The organism is Neorhizobium phenanthreniclasticum, assembly GCF_040066075.1.
GTDB classification, from domain to species: domain Bacteria; phylum Pseudomonadota; class Alphaproteobacteria; order Rhizobiales; family Rhizobiaceae; genus Neorhizobium; species Neorhizobium petrolearium.
In genome coordinates this window covers 207,215-226,021 of the sequence record NZ_JBEAAL010000003.1, presented here as the reverse complement: position 1 = coordinate 226,021, position 18,807 = coordinate 207,215, and the positions used below count along the sequence as shown (strand labels likewise).

15 protein-coding genes are annotated in these 18,807 nt (G+C 61.5%); 2 read left to right on the top strand and 13 right to left on the bottom strand.

The window, feature by feature from the left end:
• Nucleotides 1-10: 10 nt before the first annotated feature.
• From ABK249_RS07220 to ABK249_RS07210, 3 genes are read right to left on the bottom strand one after another with little or no spacing between them, the layout of a single operon-like run.
• Nucleotides 11-2,233 (bottom strand): primosomal protein N', encoded by a 2,223-nt coding sequence (locus ABK249_RS07220; protein ID WP_227704338.1) that lies wholly within the window; start codon nt 2,231-2,233, stop codon nt 11-13.
• A 49-nt stretch (nt 2,234-2,282) separates the two neighbouring features.
• Nucleotides 2,283-3,419, bottom strand: a complete 1,137-nt coding sequence (locus ABK249_RS07215) for an AAA family ATPase (protein ID WP_227704339.1) — start codon at nt 3,417-3,419, stop codon at nt 2,283-2,285.
• A gap of 28 nt (nt 3,420-3,447) precedes the next feature.
• On the bottom strand, nt 3,448-4,353 hold the full coding sequence (locus tag ABK249_RS07210) for a GNAT family N-acetyltransferase (protein WP_227704340.1): 906 nt from the start codon (nt 4,351-4,353) through the stop codon (nt 3,448-3,450).
• Between the two features lie 151 nt (nt 4,354-4,504).
• Between ABK249_RS07210 and ABK249_RS07205 the strand changes: the two genes are divergently transcribed.
• Nucleotides 4,505-5,440, top strand: coding sequence for a tyrosine recombinase XerC (locus tag ABK249_RS07205; protein WP_227704341.1), 936 nt, complete (start codon nt 4,505-4,507; stop codon nt 5,438-5,440).
• 79 nt (nt 5,441-5,519) lie between these two features.
• Entirely contained in the window at nt 5,520-6,599 is a 1,080-nt protein-coding gene (locus ABK249_RS07200; RefSeq protein ID WP_227704342.1) for a TraB/GumN family protein, read from the top strand.
• Nucleotides 6,600-6,602: 3 nt separating this feature from the next.
• Here the strand turns inward: ABK249_RS07200 and ABK249_RS07195 are convergent, their stop codons facing one another.
• The 10 genes from ABK249_RS07195 to zapE form a co-directional block, all read right to left on the bottom strand.
• Entirely contained in the window at nt 6,603-7,103 is a 501-nt protein-coding gene (locus ABK249_RS07195) for a cytochrome b (RefSeq protein ID WP_227704343.1), read from the bottom strand.
• Between the two features lie 365 nt (nt 7,104-7,468).
• Nucleotides 7,469-8,875, bottom strand: a complete 1,407-nt coding sequence (lpdA, locus tag ABK249_RS07190; RefSeq protein WP_227704344.1) for a dihydrolipoyl dehydrogenase — start codon at nt 8,873-8,875, stop codon at nt 7,469-7,471.
• A 39-nt stretch (nt 8,876-8,914) separates the two neighbouring features.
• Nucleotides 8,915-9,418 carry a hypothetical protein gene (locus ABK249_RS07185; protein ID WP_227704345.1) on the bottom strand — a complete coding sequence of 168 codons (504 nt, stop codon included), beginning with the start codon at nt 9,416-9,418 and terminating at the stop codon, nt 8,915-8,917.
• 5 nt (nt 9,419-9,423) lie between these two features.
• Nucleotides 9,424-9,840 (bottom strand): MAPEG family protein, encoded by a 417-nt coding sequence (locus ABK249_RS07180; RefSeq protein ID WP_227704346.1) that lies wholly within the window; start codon nt 9,838-9,840, stop codon nt 9,424-9,426.
• Between the two features lie 15 nt (nt 9,841-9,855).
• Nucleotides 9,856-11,109, bottom strand: coding sequence for a 2-oxoglutarate dehydrogenase complex dihydrolipoyllysine-residue succinyltransferase (odhB, locus tag ABK249_RS07175; RefSeq protein ID WP_227704347.1), 1,254 nt, complete (start codon nt 11,107-11,109; stop codon nt 9,856-9,858).
• Between the two features lie 58 nt (nt 11,110-11,167).
• The gene (locus tag ABK249_RS07170; RefSeq protein WP_227704348.1) at nt 11,168-14,164 is read right to left on the bottom strand and encodes a 2-oxoglutarate dehydrogenase E1 component; all 2,997 of its coding nucleotides are present in this window, start codon (nt 14,162-14,164) and stop codon (nt 11,168-11,170) included.
• A 181-nt stretch (nt 14,165-14,345) separates the two neighbouring features.
• Entirely contained in the window at nt 14,346-15,251 is a 906-nt protein-coding gene (sucD, locus tag ABK249_RS07165; RefSeq protein WP_037156796.1) for a succinate--CoA ligase subunit alpha, read from the bottom strand.
• A 19-nt stretch (nt 15,252-15,270) separates the two neighbouring features.
• Nucleotides 15,271-16,464: an ADP-forming succinate--CoA ligase subunit beta gene (gene sucC, locus ABK249_RS07160; RefSeq protein ID WP_037156794.1), complete on the bottom strand. Its 1,194-nt coding sequence runs from the start codon at nt 16,462-16,464 to the stop codon at nt 15,271-15,273.
• Nucleotides 16,465-16,500: 36 nt separating this feature from the next.
• Complete coding sequence (mdh, locus tag ABK249_RS07155; RefSeq protein ID WP_037156792.1) at nt 16,501-17,463, bottom strand: malate dehydrogenase; 963 nt, start codon at nt 17,461-17,463, stop codon at nt 16,501-16,503.
• A gap of 176 nt (nt 17,464-17,639) precedes the next feature.
• Nucleotides 17,640-18,803 (bottom strand): cell division protein ZapE, encoded by a 1,164-nt coding sequence (gene zapE, locus ABK249_RS07150; protein ID WP_037156790.1) that lies wholly within the window; start codon nt 18,801-18,803, stop codon nt 17,640-17,642.
• Nucleotides 18,804-18,807 lie beyond the last annotated feature (4 nt).

Genomic DNA, 18,807 nt, shown 5'->3' with positions numbered 1-18,807 from the left:
GAGTGGCGACTTAGAGAAAGCTCTGCGGGTCGATATCGAGCTGGATCTGCACCGACCCACGCTGCTTCGGCCCGTTTGCCAGCATCGCCCGGAGGAAGGCCTGCATGTCGGAATTGCGCCGCCCATGTACGAGCAGCCGAAAACGGTGCCGGCCCCGCACCAGCGCAAGCGGCGCTTCCGCCGGTCCGAGCACGGAAATGCCGCTAACCTTAGGCGCAGCAGCTCTGAGCCCGCGGGCATGGCTTTCCGCATCCGCCCGCGTATCGGCCGATACGATCAGCGAGGCGAGTCGACCGAAGGGAGGGAGTATCGCCTTTTCTCTCTCGGCAATCTCGCGCTCGTAGAAAGCGCTGGCGTCGCCCGAAACGATCGCCTGCATGACCGGATGCTGCGGCTGGAAGGTCTGTAGCAGGCCGTGGCTCTTGCGACCCGTCCGGCCCGCTCGGCCGGTCACCTGGGAAAGGAGCTGAAAGGTGCGCTCCGCCGCCCGCGGATCGCCGTTCGACAGTCCAAGGTCGGAGTCGACGATGCCGACCAGCGTCATCAGCGGGAAATTGTGCCCCTTGGCGACGAGCTGCGTGCCGATGACGATATCGGCATCGCCCTTGGCGATCGCCTCCAGCTCCAGCCGCATGCGCTTGACGCCGCCGAGCAGGTCTGAGGACATGACGATCGTCCGCGCATCGGGGAAATGTTTCTCCACTTCCTCGGCAATCCGCTCCACGCCCGGCCCGCAGGCGACGAGATGATCGAGCGTCCCGCATTCCGGGCAGGCTTCGGGCGTCGGCTCGGAGTAACCGCATTGATGGCATTGGATCTGGTTCTTGAAACGGTGTTCCACGAGCCAGCTCGAACATTGCGGGCACTGGAAACGATGGCCGCAGACGCGGCAGAGCGTCAGCGGCGCGTAGCCCCGGCGGTTGAGGAAGAGCAGCGCCTGCTCACCACGCCCGATCGTCTTGGCAATTGCCCGGATCAGCAGGGGCGACAAAAAGCCGCCGCGCTCCGGCGGGTGGCGTCGCATGTCGATGAGATGCAGGTCTGGCATCGCCGCATCGCCGAAACGGGTCGGCAGATGCACGGTGTTGTAACGACCGGAAAGCCCGTTGACCTGGCTTTCGACCGATGGCGTCGCCGAGACGAGCACGATCGGAAAATCACCGATCCGGGCGCGAACCACGGCCATGTCGCGGGCATTATAGAAAACGCGGTCTTCCTGCTTGTAGGCGGGATCGTGCTCTTCATCGACGATAATGAGCCCGAGGTTCTCGAAAGGCAGAAAGAGCGCGGAGCGGGCGCCGGCCACGACCTGCACCTCGCCCGTCACAACACCGCGCCAGACCTTTTCACGCATGCGCGGCGAAAGATCGGAATGCCATTCGCCCGGCTTGGCGCCGAACCGGTCCTGGAAACGTTCGAGAAAGCTCGCCGTCAGCGCAATTTCCGGCAGCAGGATCAGGACCTGCTTGCCGCGCCGCAAGGTCTCCGCGATTGCCTCGAAATACACTTCCGTCTTGCCGGAGCCGGTAACGCCGTCGATCAGCGACGTGGAAAAGCCGCCGGTCCGGATCGAGTCGACGATCTCCGCGGCGGCCTCCTTCTGCGGTCCCTCGATGCGCGGCGCGATATAGTCCGGATCGGGCCTGGCGACGACGGGAGGGGGGGCCAGGAAGACCGTTTCGAATATGCCCTGTGCGGTGAGCCCGTCGATGACGCTTAATGAGACGCCGGCCGCATGCGCCAGCCCGCTGCGGGTCCAGGGGATGTCTTCCTGATTGGCCAGATCGAGCACCCGGGTCCGCGCAGGCGTCAGACGCTCCGGCCGGCCGCCGAGGTAACGCAGGCCCTCCACCATCGGCTCTGGTTCGAGGGCCGCCGGCGCCCGGATAGCCATGCGTGCCACCAACCCGGGCGGCGAGAGCGTATAGTTCGCAACCCAGTCGATGAAATCGCGCATTTCTTTTGAAAGCGGCGGGCAATCGAAGGCGAGCGTTATCGGTCGGAGCTTCTTCGGATCGAGCCTGTCGTCGTTCTCGCCGTCCCAGACGACGCCGATCAATTGCCGCGGCCCGACTGGTACCTGCACGACCGAGCCGGGCTCCACTGCCAAGCCTTCCGGAACCGCATAGCTATAGGCGCCCGGCACCGGCAGCGGCACCAGGACCGGCACCACTTTAACCAATGGCGGTGTTTTAAACAGCGAACCGAAGAGATCGGACGAATCTTTGCCCATGGGCGGCGAACATGCCCCGACGCGGAACAAAAGTGAACCCTGAAGAGGGCTACTCATCCTGTGTGTCGATGACCCCCGTCAGCCTCATGCCTTCGATCCAGGTGGCGCCCCCTTGTCTGATCACTCTGCGTGGCCGGCTGCCGCAACGCGCCTCGACCGCCGCAGCCAGCACTTCCGAATGCGTGACAATCCAGATCTGGCTGGAGCGGGAGGCTTCCGCAATCATGTCGGCAAGCGGCGGCAGCATGTCCGGGTGCAGGCTGGTTTCCGGTTCGTTGAGCGCAATCAGTGGCGGCTGGCGATAGGACATCAGCGCGGCCGCGAGTCCCAGAAAACGGATCTGACCGTCGGAAAGCTCGCGCGGTTGAAACACCCGCCGCGGAAAATCCGGAAAGACGAGACCGAATTCCGCATGTTCGCCGGGCTCCGGCACAGAGAGCTTCGCCCCGCCGAAAGCGGCCGCAACCGCCCGGTCGAGCTCCACCGTATCCCCGCGCGTGTGCACCAGCGTCGCAAAGACCGCGGCCATGTTGCTGCCGTCCTGATCCAGGAGAGGAGAGGTCACAGCGAGACAGGGCTGCCGCAAAGGTGAGTCCCGGTCCGTGCGAAACCCGTGAAAGAACCGCCATCCATCGACCAGGCGGCGAAAGGCGCCGACTTCCGGGTAGTGCCCGGCATCGCCAAGCAGCGCGATCGCCGTCTCGGACGTCATCGCCTGTTCGGGATATTCCTCCATCCGCCCGCTTGTTCCCCGCACCATGATGCCCGGCCCGGCGCGCTTCATCATCGTCACCGGCCGCGAACCCGTCTCGACCGACAGCTCTTCCGCTTTCACCTGCGGCTCGAAGACAAAGCCCGCTGCGTCGATGGGCGGGCGAAGCCCCGCCTCGACCCGATAGCGAAAGGTGATGGCCCGCTCCTCGTCCAGCACCTCCGCCTCGAACTTGATCCGAAAATTCTTCTCCTCCCGCCTCGGGCCGGACCAGAGCGCAGACGCCATGCCGCCTTCGGCCGCGATCTCGTAAGCCAGATTGCCCCGCACAGCCGCCTGAACGAGTTGAAGAGCGCGGTAGAGGTTGGACTTTCCGACGCCGTTCTCGCCGATGAACAGGTTGACACCGGAAAGATCCATGCGAATTGACCGGAGCGAGCGGTAGTTCTGGGCGAACATCGAGCGAAGCAGCATGTCCGACTTCTACACGATCCCGCGCAAGTTAGAAGCGAGGCATGAACTTCGCATCACCATTGGCGGCAAGTTCGAAGACGGTATGATGCTCCAGTGCCTTGGTGACCTCGGCCGCATCACCTTCAAGCTGATCCGGCTGGATCATCTGGCCGATGGTGAAATCGAAACGGTCGCCCTTCTTGTTCAAAAGTTCGTAGAATACCGTCATGTCGCGCAGTTCGGTCGACCACTTGGCGAACCAGTAGAACAGGCCGGAATTGCGTGCCCGCATATGGATCGGCAGTATGGGCATGTTGTATTTGCGCGCCAGCCCCACGGCCGACGTCTTCCAGGGGCGTTCATTGAGCTTCCCGTCCGCCCAATAGGCGATGCGGCCCGACGGGAAGAGCACCATCACCTTGCCGTCCTCTACCGTCTTGTTGGTCAGAACCAAAGTTTCGCGGGCCTTCAGCTTGCTCTTGTATTCTTCCCGCCATTCGACCGGAATGATCATTTCGGCAAAGCGCGGGTTTACGCGAATCGCATCGCGATTGGCGAAGATCATCATGTCAGGCCTGCGCTCTTTCAGCAGGTCGAAGATAGCGACGCCATCGGCAATACCGGTCGGATGATTGCTGACAAGGATGAAACCGCCCGCGGCAGGAATGCGCTCGGCATTGGCGATCGCAATATCCAGCTGCAGCACATTGCTCAGATATTCGAAGGACTGAAAGCCGGGCATGCTGGCAACATCGTCCGCGAATTCGATTGCCTTGCCGTAGCGCAGCAGCGCATAGAGAAACGGTCGCATCACTGGCCAAAGCGGATTCTTCACGATGCGCTCGCCGCGCTCGGCGATCAGCGTGTCAACGATATGGCCGGGCTTGCCTTGAGAAACGAGAGCGATTGTCTCCGCGAACTGTCCGAACGTGGTGGTGGAATCACGGCGCGCCATAGAAACTCCCGCTGGCAGGCCGCCATTATATCGCAGCCTGTATGATCGAACGATGACATTGTTACATGGACTAAAATAGGGCTTAGGAATTTCGTAACGCCGTCGGTAGCAATCTGGGGCGGCTTTTCTCAGAATTCAACCGGGTCCGGGAATGAACGAACTGCTGATTATTGCCGCACCCGATCTGGTCGCAAAACGCCGCGAATGGCTTCAGAGCCTGGCGAACGAACGTCGCCTTTCCGACAACACCCTGGATGCCTATGAGCGCGACACGCGGCAATTCCTGACATTCCTGACCGCTCACCTGGGAGGTCCGGCCAGGCTTGCCGATATCCATACCCTGCGTCCCGCGGATCTGCGCGCCTTCCTGGCCGCGCGCCGTCGGGAAGGGTCCGGCGCACGTTCGCTAGGCCGCCATCTGGCAGGACTTCGCTCCTTCTTGCGCTATCTGGAGCGCAAGGGCCTGGTGAACGCCGCAGCCGCCGGCGCAATCCGCGCGCCGAAGCAGCCGAAATCCCTGCCGAAGCCGCTCACCGATCGCCAGGCGCTGAACCTCGTCACTACGGACGCCCAATTGCAGGAGGAACCCTGGATCGCCGCGCGCGATGCCGCGGTGCTCACCCTGCTCTATGGCTGCGGACTGCGCATCTCGGAAGCGCTAGGCCTCAAGCCCGCCGACCTCGCCCCCGGTTCGACAACGCTGCGTATCACCGGCAAGGGTGGCAAAACGCGCATCGTGCCATTGCTGCCGATCGTGTTCGATGCGGTGGCGACCTACAGGAAGCTTTGTCCGTTCCATATCGCCGCGGACGAGCCGCTTTTCCGCGGCGCGCGCGGCGGGCCGCTGCAGCCGGCGATCATCCAGCGCGAGATGCAGAAGCTCAGGAGCGCCCTCGGCCTGCCGGAAACGGCAACGCCGCATGCGCTGCGCCATTCCTTCGCCACGCATCTTCTGGCCGGTGGCGGCGATCTGCGCACCATCCAGGAACTCCTGGGCCATGCCAGCCTTTCGACGACCCAGGTCTATACCGGCGTCGATTCGTCCCGGCTGCTGGAAGTCTACGACCGCGCCCACCCGCGAGCGTAAATATCTCATTAACTACCTGCATTAAGTGCTTATCTAGAGCCTATGGCTAATATGCCGGCAGCCTTTCCGGACGGATGACATGACGACTCCCGCCTTCGCCTCTCCCGCTGGCGCCTTTTTCAGGCGCGCTCAAAGTCTCACCCTGTGGCTGATTGCGGCTGCGCATCTGATTGCGCTTGCTTCCCTTCTTCTCGTCCTTGGCTCGCTGTCGCCTGCGCAAGCGCAAACGCCCGTATGTCACGGCGTAAATCTCCTTGACGAAATGAAGATTGAAAATCCCACCGCCTATCAGCAACTCGTGACGGAGACTGACAAGGTGCCGAACGGCAGGGGCATCTTCTGGAAGATCGGAAAAGAGGGCGTCGCTACCTCGTATCTTCTCGGAACCATGCATGTCTCCGATCCGCGGGTCCTGAAAATGCCGCCCGGAGCGGCGGATGCCCAGGCGAAGAGCAGCACGATCGTCATCGAATCCGACGAGATCCTCGACGAGAAGAAGGCGATGGCGGGCATTTTGGCGAAGCCCGAACTCACCATGTTCACGGACGGCAGCTCCATCGAAAAGCTGCTGCCGAAGGAGGACGTCGCCCTGCTCGAAGCGGGCTTGAAGCAGCGCGGCATTCCGCTTGCTGCCGTCTCGCGCATGAAGCCCTGGATGCTGATGGCATTCGTATCGCTTCCCGCATGCGAGATGGCACGGAAGGCTGCAAACCCCGATTTTCTGGACAAGCGGATCGCTCTCGATGCCGTTGCCGCCGGCAAGCCGGTGAAGGGCCTTGAGACATTTGTCGAGCAGCTCTCGGCCATGGCCGCCATCCCGGTCGAGTTCCACCTGAAATCGCTGGTCGAAACTGTCAGGCTTGGCCCGAAGATGGACGATGTCTTCGAGACCATGACCGAACTCTATCTCTCCGGCGACATCGGCCTCATCATGCCATTGCTCAAGACCATCGCTCCCGAAGGCGACGACGATGCGGGTTACGCCGAATTCGAGAAACTGGTCGTGACCAAGCGCAACCACGTGATGGCAGATCGTGCCGCCCCCATTCTCGCGGAAGGCGGAGCATTCATCGCCGTCGGCGCCCTTCACCTGCCGGGCGAGGAAGGGCTCGTGAAACTCCTGCGCCGGCAGGGATTCGCGGTCACGCGGGCCGATTGAGCCTCAGCCAACCGTCATGCGCCGCAGGACATTGGTCTTCCAGTAGAACTGATGCATCAGTGCGCCCAGGACATGGGCGGCGATGACGATCCAGAGCAGGGTCTTCAGAACCTCCGCATGCACTTCGCCCGCCTGGCTGTTGCCGAGATAATAGGCGCCGATGCCTGTCAATGGTATCGCGATCAACAAGACGTAGAGCGCTGCATGCACCAGCTTGGCCCCGAACCTGAAGAGAGCGGGTTCTTCCGGCGGTGCCGCCGGTGCCCCGGACGTGAAACGGAGGATGATACGGAGAGCGAGAAGAATGAGGATCGCAATACCGACATAAGCATGGATGTTGGCGCTGGCGACCTGTTCCGCTGTCGCACTGCCGGTGCGACGAACGGCGCGATTCCATTCTTCCATGCCTTCCGTGAACAAGAGGTTGAAGAAGACGAGCAATGCGGTGGCCCAATGCACCGCACGCTGCGGAAGCGAGAAGGAAACTGGAGTAACGCTTTCCATTTTTTCTACCTTTTCAATATCTTATCGATGGAAACTATAGAAGCCGCAGCTCTGTCCACAAGCAACGATCCGCAAGATGACAGAGATTTAATCCTGGATTTGCTGTTCCGCAAAAAGGCCGGTCTCTACGAACGAATGCCGGAGCAAGACAGCCGGTTTCCCATATCGGCCAGCATCGATGAAACCAGAGTGGGATGTCTGAAAGCGTGAGCCGTTTTCGGCTAAAATCCTGCTAACTCTTTGATGCAGATCAGGATGAGGTGAGCAGGCCCTGCGGCAATATGCACAAGCAAGCCAAGCCAAAAAGCAGAAGCCGCGGGATGCTTCCATCCCGCGGCTTCTCAACGTTCTATCTCTGGCATTTTCTACATGTGGATCGGCTTGAAGAAGGTGGCGAGCGCCGCTTCCTTGACCGCTTCCGACATGGTCGGGTGTGCGTGGCAGGTGCGGCCGAGATCTTCCGACGACCCGCCGAATTCCATCAGCACGGCGATTTCGTGGATCATCTCGCCGGCGCCGAAGCCGACGATATGACCGCCGAGGACCCGATCGGTCTCCTTCTCGGCCAGGATCTTCACGAAACCATCGGTTGCCAGCATGGCGCGGGCGCGGCCGTTCGCCGTGAACGGGAACTTGCCGACCTTGTAGGCGATGCCCGCCGCCTTCAATTCCTCTTCCGTCTTGCCGACGGAAGCCACTTCCGGCTGGGTATAGACGACGCCCGGAATGACGTCGTAGTTCACATGGCCGTGCTGGCCGGCAAGGATTTCGGCAAGCGCCACGCCCTCGTCTTCCGCCTTGTGGGCCAGCATCGGGCCGCGAACGACGTCACCAATGGCATAGATGCCGTCGACATTGGTCTTGAAATGACCGTCGATCTCGACGCGGCCGCGGTTGTCGAGCTTGACTCCGGCGGCTTCCAGGCCAAGGCCCTCGGTATAAGGCTTGCGGCCGGTAGCGATCAGCACGACGTCCGCCTCAAGCGTCTGGGCTTCGCCGCCCTTGACCGGCTCGTAGGTGACCTTGGCACCTTTGGCGGTCTTTTCGACACCGGTAACCTTGGCCTCGGTGCGGATATCCATGCCCTGTTTGACCATCATGCGCTGGAACTGCTTTGCCGCTTCGCCGTCCATGCCGCCGAGCAGCTTGTCGAGATATTCCACGACAGTGACCTTGGCACCAAGGCGCGACCAGACCGAACCGAGTTCCATCCCGATGACGCCGCCGCCGACGACGATCAGCTGCTCCGGCACCTTTTCAAGCGCGATGCCGCCGGTCGAGGAGATGATCACCTTTTCATCGATCTCGACATTGACGCCCGGAATGCCGGCAACGTCGGAGCCGGTGGCGATGACGATGTTCTTTGTTTGGATCTCCTGAACCTTGCCATCCTCGCCGGTCACCGAAACCTTGCCCGCTGAGACGATCTTGCCGGTACCCTGGAAGCCGTCGATCTTGTTCTTCTTGAAGAGGAAAGCAACGCCGTCGACATTCGACTTCACCGTCGCATCCTTGTGCGCCATCATCTTCTCAAGGTTCAGCTTGGGAGCAGAAACCTCAACGCCGAGCGCATCCATGCCATGGACTGCATGATGGAACATCTCGGAAGCGTGCAGCAGCGCCTTGGAAGGAATGCAGCCAATGTTGAGGCATGTCCCGCCGTAAGTGGCGCGCTTTTCCACCACCGCGACCTTGAGGCCGAGCTGGGCTGCCTTTATGGCGCAAACATAACCGCCCGGGCCGCTTCCGATTACGACGAGATCATAAGCCATGACAAATCCTTCTCTTGATAACCTGCGGAGGAGCTGAGCTCACGCCGCCTTGCATTCCTTGAATTCATAAAGATCCCAGGGAACCTGCCTGAGACCGCTCTTGTCCCAGAGCGCCGAATGGCGGATCGCAGGGCCGAACCCCGGCATCAGGATCGCGTCCGGAGCCTCGCTTCCTTCCGGTCCCAATATGTCGATATGGCCGGTTGCCACATCGAGGATATAGGGGACGCCTGTCCAGATCGTACAAGCCCTGAGCTCCGCTCCCGTCGCATCGCCCTCAGGGCAGTTGTTCATCACCATGCCGCCCGGGCGGCGCGTTTCCTCGTCATACATGATGTGGCCGTCGAGTTTCAGCTTGCCCCCGATGATCGTGAACAGATGGCTGACGACCGCCGCATCCGAGCCCACCGGCCTGAACGAAAGTGTCGTCCCGGCTTCCGCCTCGGTGAACACCGCCTTCTCGAGTGCGCATCGTTCTTGGGCCTCCGCCATTCCCGGCAGCAGGCAGAGCGAAACAAGCCATGTCTTGAAGGGTGCTTTCATCGCATTCACCGGAATAGTGCGATCATCATGGCGCCAAGCCCGGCGAGACCGATCAGCCAGACGAACGACCGGAAATACGGGATGCCTGCCAGATAGAGCGGCAGATAGATGAGGCGGGCGATGAACCAGATCCAGCCACCGATCAGTCCCAAACCCGAGGCATCGTCACCCGCAAAGGCGACTCCGAGCAGAAGCCCGATAAAGGCCGGATAGGTCTCCTGAAAATTCTTCGACGCCCGCGCGGCGCGGCCAACCAACTTGCCTTTCGGCTCCAGTCCTTCATCCCGCGGCCCTGCGTTCCAGTCGCGGCCGAGTTCGCGGGTCGATAGCACGGCCTGAACCGAGATGTGGACAACGAGCAGGATCACGCTCAGGGCCAGCAGCGTCATGTAAGGCGTTGCGGTAACCCCGAGCGCTTCCATCATTGCAATCCCGTCTTAGAGATCGAGAACCAGGCGTTCCGGATCTTCCAGGCTCTCCTTCACACGGACCAGGAAGGTCACGGCTTCCTTGCCATCTACCATGCGGTGATCGTAGGAAAGCGCCAGATACATCATCGGACGGATGACGATCTGGCCGCCGATGACGACCGGACGCTCCTGGATCTTGTGCATGCCGAGGATGCCGGACTGAGGCGCATTGAGGATCGGCGAGGACATCAGCGAGCCGTAGACACCGCCGTTGGAGATCGTGAACGTGCCGCCCTGCATGTCGGCCATGGACAACGCGCCGTCACGGGCAAGCTTGCCGAGGCGGCCGATATCCTTTTCGATCTCGGCGATCGACATCTGGTCGGCATCGCGCACGACCGGAACGACGAGGCCCTTGTCGGTGCCGACGGCGACGCCGATATGGCAGTAGTTCTTGTAGATGATGTCGGTCCCGTCGATCTCGGCGTTGACGGCCGGCAGTTCCTTCAGCGCATGGGTGACCGCCTTGGTGAAGAAACCCATGAAGCCGAGCTTCACGCCGTGCTTCTTCTCGAAGATGTCCTTGTACTTGTTGCGCAGATCCATGACGGCCTTCATGTCCACCTCGTTATAGGTGGTCAGCATGGCGGCGGTGTTCTGCGCGTCCTTGAGGCGGCGGGCGATCGTCTGGCGCAGGCGCGTCATCTTCACGCGCTCTTCGCGGGCAGCATCATCGGCCGAGGAAACCGGACGCGGCGCAGCCGGTGCGGCAGGCGCCTGCGCCGGTGCGGAAATGCCCTTGGCGACGGCAGCGATCACATCACCCTTCAACACCTGGCCACGCTTGCCCGAGCCTTCGATATCGGCGGTGGAAATGTTGTTGTCCGCGGCGATCTTGGCGGCAGCCGGAGCCGGCGGCATGGAGGACGCGGCGGCAGCCGGTGCCGAGGCTGCTGCGGGAGCAGCCGCAGCAGCCTCGGCAACCTTGGCCGGAGCGGCCTCAGTGGGCTTGGCGGCCGGTGCGGCAGCCGCAACGCCTGCACCACCTTCGGCAATCTGGCCGAGCAGCGCGCCGAGACCGACGGTCTCGCCATTGTTGGCAACGATCTCGGAGAGCACGCCGGCTGCCGGCGACGGCACTTCTACGGTCACCTTGTCCGTTTCGAGCTCAAGGAGCGGTTCATCGGCCTTGACCGTATCGCCGACTTTCTTGAACCAGGTGCCGACGGTCGCCTCGCTGACGGATTCGCCGAGGGTGGGGACGCGGATTTCGGTGGCCATGATCTGTTTCCGTGTTTGTCAGATGTGTTTTTGAAAGGATGGGAAGGCGGCTGATGTCTCAGCCGCCGAGCGCGTCTTCGAGGAAGGCCTCGAGCTGCGCCAGATGCTTGGACATCTGGCCTGTCGCGGGCGAAGCCGCAGCCGGCCGGCCGGTATAGCGGACCCGCTGATACTTCGCATCGATATGGGCGAGCACCCATTCCAGGTAGGGATCGATGAAGGCCCAGGCGCCCATGTTCTTCGGCTCTTCCTGGCACCAGACCATTTCCGCATTGCGGAAGCGGGAAAGCTCGTTGATGAGCGCCTTGGCCGGGAATGGATAGAGCTGTTCGATGCGCAGCAGGTAGATGTCGTCGATGCCGCGCTTTTCGCGCTCTTCCAGAAGATCATAATAGACCTTGCCGGTGCAGAGAACGACGCGACGGATCTTCGAATCCTTCTGCAGCTTGATCGGACCGTCCTTGATGACCTCCGCATCATCCCAAAGCAGGCGATGGAAGGAGGATTCACCCGCCATTTCGGCAAGCGCCGAGGTCGCCCGCTTGTGCCGCAGGAGAGACTTCGGCGTCATCAGGATCAACGGCTTGCGGAAGTCGCGCTTCACCTGCCGGCGCAGGATATGGAAGTAGTTGGCCGGCGTGGTGCAGTTGGCGACCTGCATGTTGTCTTCCGCGCACATCTGCAGCCAGCGTTCGAGGCGGGCCGACGAGTGTTCAGGCCCCTGGCCTTCGTAACCGTGCGGCAGCAGGCAAACGAGACCGGACATGCGCAGCCACTTGCGTTCGCCCGACGAGATGAACTGGTCGAACACGACCTGCGCACCATTGGCGAAGTCGCCGAACTGGGCTTCCCAGAGCGTCAATGCGTTCGGACGGGCCAGCGAATAACCGTATTCGAAGCCCAGCACTGCCTCTTCCGAGAGCATGGAGTTGATGACTTCGTAACGGGCCTGTGTGGGCGACAGGTTGGCAAGCGGAATATAGCGGTCTTCGGTATCCTGATCGTAGAGGACCGAATGGCGCTGCGAGAACGTGCCGCGTTCGCAATCCTGGCCGGAGAGGCGGATCTTCGTACCTTCCGTTGCAAGCGAACCGAACGCCAAAGCCTCGGCCATCGCCCAGTCGATCCCTTCACCGGTTTCGACCATCTGCGCACGGTTTTCCATGAAGCGGCGGATGGTGCGATGCGCGCTGAAGCCTTCCGGGATCGTCGAAAGCTTGCGGCCGATCTCCTTCAACTGCTTCATCGGCACGGCCGTCTTGCCGCGACGCTGCTCGTCGGCATTGTCGGCCGAGCGCAGGCCGGACCATTGGCCATCCAGCCAGTCGGCCTTGTTCGGCTTGTAGCTCTGGCCGGCCTCGAACTCGGCCTCCAGATGCGCGCGCCAATCAGCCTTCATCTTCTCGAATTCGCCCTCGGTCACGAGGCCTTCGGCAATCAGGCGGTCGGCATAAAGCTGGGACACCGTCTTGTGGCCGCGAATGACCTTGTACATCTTCGGCTGCGTGAACGCCGGCTCGTCGCCTTCGTTATGGCCGAAGCGGCGGTAGCAGAACATGTCGATAACAACCGGCTTGTGGAACTTCATCCGGAATTCGGTCGCGATCTTTGCTGCATAGACGACCGCCTCCGGATCGTCGCCGTTGACGTGGAAGATCGGCGCCTCGATCATCTTGGCAACATCGGACGGATAGGGCGACGAGCGCGAGAAGGCCGGATTGGTGGTGAAGCCGATCTGGTTGTTGATGATGAAATGCATCGTGCCGGCGACGCGATGACCGCGCAGGCCGGAAAGGCCGAGCACTTCGGCAACCACGCCCTGGCCGGCAAAGGCCGCATCGCCGTGCAACAGCAGCGGCAGCACCTTGGCGCGCTCGCGCAGCGGGATGATATCGCCTTCCCAGACCTTGGCGAGCATGTCCTGCTTGGCGCGGGCCTTGCCCATGACGACCGGGTTGACGATTTCGAGATGCGACGGATTGGCCGTCAGCGACAGGTGCACCTTGTTGCCGTCGAACTCACGGTCCGAGGATGCGCCGAGGTGGTACTTCACGTCGCCCGAGCCTTCGACTTCGTCCGGCTTGAAGGAACCGCCCTTGAACTCGTGGAAGACGGCGCGGTGCGGCTTGCCCATGACATTGGTCAGCACGTTGAGGCGGCCGCGATGCGCCATGCCGAGAACGACTTCCTCGAGTCCTTCCTGGCCACCGCGCTTGATGATCTGCTCCAGCGCCGGGATGAGCGATTCACCGCCATCGAGACCGAAACGCTTCGTACCCTTGAACCTGACGTCGAGGAACTGCTCGTAGCCTTCCGCCTCGACCAGCTTCTGCAGGATCGCCTTCTTGCCGTTTTGAGTAAATTCAACGCCCTTGTCCGGGCCCTCGATGCGCTCCTGGATCCACTGCTTCTCCTCCGGGTTGGAGATGTGCATGAACTCCACGCCGATCGTCGAGCAATAGGTGCGCTCCAGAATCTCGATCATCTCGCGAATGCTCGCGTATTCGAGGCCGAGCACGTTGTCGATGAAGATCTTGCGGTCGTAATCGGCTTCCGTGAAGCCGTAGGCCGTCGGCGAAAGCTCGTTATAATCCTCGACCGGAGCTGCAAGACCGAGCGGATCGAGCTTGGCATGCAGGTGGCCACGCATGCGGTAGGCGCGGATCATCATGATGGCACGCACGCTGTCGCGGGTTGCCTGCAGGACAGCGGCGGGATCGATCGGCTTGCCGGAGGCAGCGGCAGAGGCTTCGGCCTTCGCCTGGACCTTCTTTTCGATCGCCTTTTCGACAACGGGCCAGTTGCCGTCGAGCGCTGAGACCAATTCACCATTGGCGGCGATCGGCCAGTTCTTGCGCTGCCAGGAAGCTCCGTTTGCCGCTTTCTTCACATCGTCCGGATTGTCGGCTAGCGCCTTGAAGAAAGCCTGCCATTCCGGTGCAACCGAATTCGGATCGTCCTCATACCGGGCATGGAGCTGCTCGATATAGGTTGCATTCTGACCGTCCAGGAAAGAGGTGATGAGAAATTGCTCGTTGGCTTCTTGCCGTGCCATGGTTTCTTGCGGGCGCCGCGCCCGCCTCCTGCCGTAATTGAGGCCGAAGAGCGTCGGCCGCCGCTTTCATTCATGGTGTGACATAGACCGCAGATGCGGAATGTCACGCGCGCTTTACGCGAAATACGGGCAGGCGAACCATGTTCCTTTTCGCCTGCCCGAAGCTTGCTCTTATGTGGCGTCAGCCCTTGAGGACTTCAACCAGCGTCTTACCCAGGCGGGCCGGAGACGGCGACACCTTGATACCCGCCGATTCCATGGCCGCGATTTTCGATTCCGCATCGCCCTTGCCACCGGAAACGACAGCGCCGGCATGGCCCATCGTGCGGCCCTTCGGAGCCGTGCGGCCGGCGATAAAGCCAGCCATCGGCTTCTTGCGGCCCTTCTTGGCTTCGTCCTTGAGGAACTGCGCCGCATCTTCTTCCGCCGAGCCGCCGATTTCGCCGATCATGATGATCGACTGCGTAGCGTCATCGGCCAGGAACATTTCCAGCACATCGATGAACTCGGTGCCCTTGACCGGGTCGCCACCGATGCCAACGGCCGTGGTCTGGCCGAGGCCTTCGTTCGAGGTCTGGAAGACCGCTTCGTAGGTCAGCGTGCCGGAACGCGAAACAATACCGACCGAACCCTTGCGGAAGATGGAGCCCGGCATGATGCCGATCTTGCACTCTTCCGGCGTCAGGATGCCAGGGCAGTTCGGGCCGAGCAGGCGGGACTTGGATCGGTCGAGGCGAGCCTTGACGCGAACCATGTCCATCACCGGGATACCTTCGGTGATGCAGGTGATGAACGGGATCTCGGCTTCGATCGCCTCGATGATCGCGTCGGCGGCGCCCGCCGGCGGGACATAGATGACGGACGCGTCGGCGCCGGTCTTTTCCTTGGCTTCAGCAACGGACGTGAAGATCGGCAGCGACGTGCCGTCGACGCCCGATGACCACGCTTCGCCGCCCTTTTTGGGATGAACACCGCCCACCATCTTGGTGCCGTAATAGGCGAGCGCCTGTTCCGTATGGAAGGTGCCGGTCTTGCCGGTCAGGCCCTGGACGATGACCTTCGTGTCTTTGTTGACGAGAATAGACATTGGTTGCGGTCCTTCCAGGTTAGGCTTCGATCGCCGCGACGATCTTCTTCGCCGCGTCGTCAAGGTCGTCAGCCGCAGTGATCGCGAGACCGGACTCATTCAGGATTTTCTTGCCGAGCTCGACATTGGTGCCTTCCAGGCGCACGACGAGCGGAACCTTCAGGCCGACTTCCTGCACGGCTGCGACAACGCCCTCGGCGATAACGTCGCAGCGCATGATGCCGCCGAAGATATTGACGAGAATGCCTTCGACCTTGGGGTCCGCGGTGATGATCTTGAAGGCTGCAGCGACCTTCTCCTTGCCGGCGCCGCCGCCGACGTCGCAGAAGTTCGCCGGCTCCTTGCCGTAAAGCTTGATGATGTCCATCGTCGCCATGGCGAGGCCGGCGCCATTGACCATGCAGCCGATATTACCGTCGAGCGCTACATAGGCGAGGTCCCACTTGGAGGCCTCGATTTCCTTGCTGTCTTCCTCGGTCTCGTCGCGCAGCGCCTTGATGTCATCGTGACGGAACAGCGCATTGCCATCGAACGAAACCTTGGCGTCGAGGACGCGCAGGTGGCCGTTCTGCATGACGATCAGCGGGTTGATTTCGAGAAGCGACATGTCCTTCTCGTCGAAGGCCTTGTAGAGAATCGGGAAGAGCGACTTGGCGTCCTCTGCGGCAGCACCGGTAAGCTCGAGAGCCTTGGAGATCGCAGCGACGTCGGCAGCCGTCACCCCGGCTTCCGGATCGATGGCGATCGTGTGGATCTTCTCGGGCGTATCGTGGGCGACGGCCTCGATGTCCATGCCGCCTTCGGTCGAGACGACGAAGGCCACGCGGCCGACCGAGCGATCGACCAGCAGCGAGCAATAGAGCTCACGGGAGATATCGGCGCCGTCTTCGATATAGAGGCGGTTGACTTGCTTGCCGGCTTCGCCGGTCTGCGCGGTCACCAGCGTGTTGCCGAGCATGTCCTTGACGTTGGCGACGACCTCTTCGATCGACTTGGCGAGGCGAACGCCGCCCTTGGCTTCCGGAGGCAGTTCCTTGAACTTGCCCTTGCCGCGGCCGCCGGCATGGATCTGGCTCTTCACGACGTAGAGCGGGCCGGGAAGCGACTTCGCAGCCGCCTCCGCCTCTTCGACCTTCAGGATGGCCACGCCCTGGGCCACCGGCGCACCGTAGCTCTTCAGCAGAGCCTTGGCCTGATATTCATGGATATTCATGGGTCAATCCCTGTTTCGATTATTTCAGCGCGCCCATTACTTCAGAGCGGGGGCGATGTTGATGCAGGCCTCGCAAAGACCGGCGACTGCGCCGACGGATTTCTGGAAAGCCGCCTCTTCATCCTTGTTGAATTCGACTTCGATGACGCGCTCGACACCACCGGCGCCGAGAACCACCGGAACGCCGACATACATGTCCTTCACGCCGTACTGACCGGAAAGGTAGGCTGCGCAAGGCAGCACGCGCTTCTTGTCCTTGAGGTAGGATTCGGCCATCTCGATCGCGGATGCGGCCGGAGCGTAGTAAGCCGAACCGGTCTTGAGCAGACCAACGATTTCGGCGCCGCCGTCACGGGTGCGCTGGATGATCTCTTCGAGGCGCTCCTTGGTGGTCCAGCCCATCTTCACAAGGTCGGTCAACGGAATGCCGCCAACGGTGGAATAGCGTGCCAGCGGCACCATCGTATCGCCATGGCCGCCAAGAACGAATGCGGTGACGTCCTGAACGGAAACGTTGAATTCTTCGGAGATGAAGAGGCGGAAACGGGCCGAGTCGAGCACGCCGGCCATGCCGACGACCATGTTCTTCGGCAGGCCCGAGAATTTCTGGAGCGCCCAGACCATCGCGTCGAGCGGATTGGTGATGCAGATCACGAAGGCGTTCGGGGCATATTTCTTGATGCCGGCGCCGACCTGCTCCATGACCTTGAGGTTGATGCCGAGCAGGTCGTCGCGGCTCATGCCCGGCTTGCGGGCAACACCGGCGGTGACGATGCAGACGTCGGCGCCTTCGATGGCCGAATAATCGCTGGCGCCGGAGAGCTTCGCATTGAAACCTTCGACCGGACCGGACTGGGCGATGTCGAGGCCCTTGCCCTGCGGAATACCGTCGGCGATGTCGAAGAGGACGACGTCGCCCAGCTCTTTCAGGCTGGCGAGATGCGCCAGCGTGCCACCGATCATGCCAGAACCAATAAGTGCGATCTTCTTGCGCGCCATCGAAAAGCTTCCTTTCGAGATCTGAATCCACAGCAGACCAGGGCAGATCCGCCAATGTGGACGATCGCATACAGCCATACGGGAAAAATGGCAATCGATTATTTTGTGAGTATATTTTTCAATCGGTTAGATAATAAAATTCTTACGTAAACGTAAGATATAATGTCACCGAAACTTCAAACTCGGCGGCGTTTTTCCTGATGCAGTGCAAGATAGTCGGGGCTGCGCATCTCGAAGAGGCGCGAGACGGTTCGGTCGAATTCGAAGCCTTCCGTCCCCTTCCGCTCCAGGAGAATATCCTCCGGCGGCGTCGCTGCGGAAACGTAGAGTCTGACCGCATGGTCATAAAACGCATCGACCAGGTTGATCAGCCGCTTTGCCTCGTTCCGCCTGTCCGGTCCGAGCTGCGGAATATGTTCGACGAAAACGGTATCAAAACGACCGGCGATGGCCAGATAATCGGAAGCACCCAGCGGCTTGCCGCAGATATCCGAAAAATCGAAGCGCGCGGCGCGTCCGGCGGCGGCGGGAACGTGAATACTGCGGCCTTTCCTCGGGATCTCGGCCGGTTCGGCCCTCTTGCCTTCCGTCACCTGATGCCAGGCGGCCTCCATCGCCGCGTCGGCGCGCCCATCGAGCGGCGTCACATAGACCGGCAGGCTCGCAAGCTTCTGCATGCGATAATCGTTGGGCGAGTCGAGCGTCACCACGTCGACATACTTGTTGAGCAGCGCGATGAACGGCAGGAAGAGCCCGCGGTTGAGCCCGTCCTTGTAGAGGTTTTCCGGTGCCACATTGGAGGTCGCGATCAATACGCAACCGAGATTGAAAAGCTCGGTGAAAAGGCGCGCCAGGATCATTGCATCCGTAATGTCGGTCACGGAGAATTCATCGAAGCAGAGAAGCTCAGCCTCCGCATAAAGCGCTGCGGCGACCGGCGGCACCGGATCGGCCTGCCGCGTCTCACCGCGCTTCACCCTCATCCGATGCTCATGGATGCGGTTGTGCACATCCGCCATGAACTCGTGGAAATGCGCGCGGCGCTTCTTCTCCGTCGGCGCCTTCTTGAAGAACATGTCCATCAGCATGGTCTTGCCGCGCCCGACGCTGCCATGGACGTAAAGACCGCGGATTTCCCGCGGCCGCCCGCCGCCCCTGGCGAATAGCCAGCCGAGTGCGCTCTTCTTCTTCGCCGGCTTCGTTTCCCTAAGGCACGTCAGGACATGGTCGAGCCTCGCCGCCACATCGAGCTGGGCGGCATCGGCCGTCAACGCACCCGACAACGTCAGCGCCTTCAGCTCTTCGCCGACGCTCGCCGTGTATTCGGGGATGGGTTCCAACCGG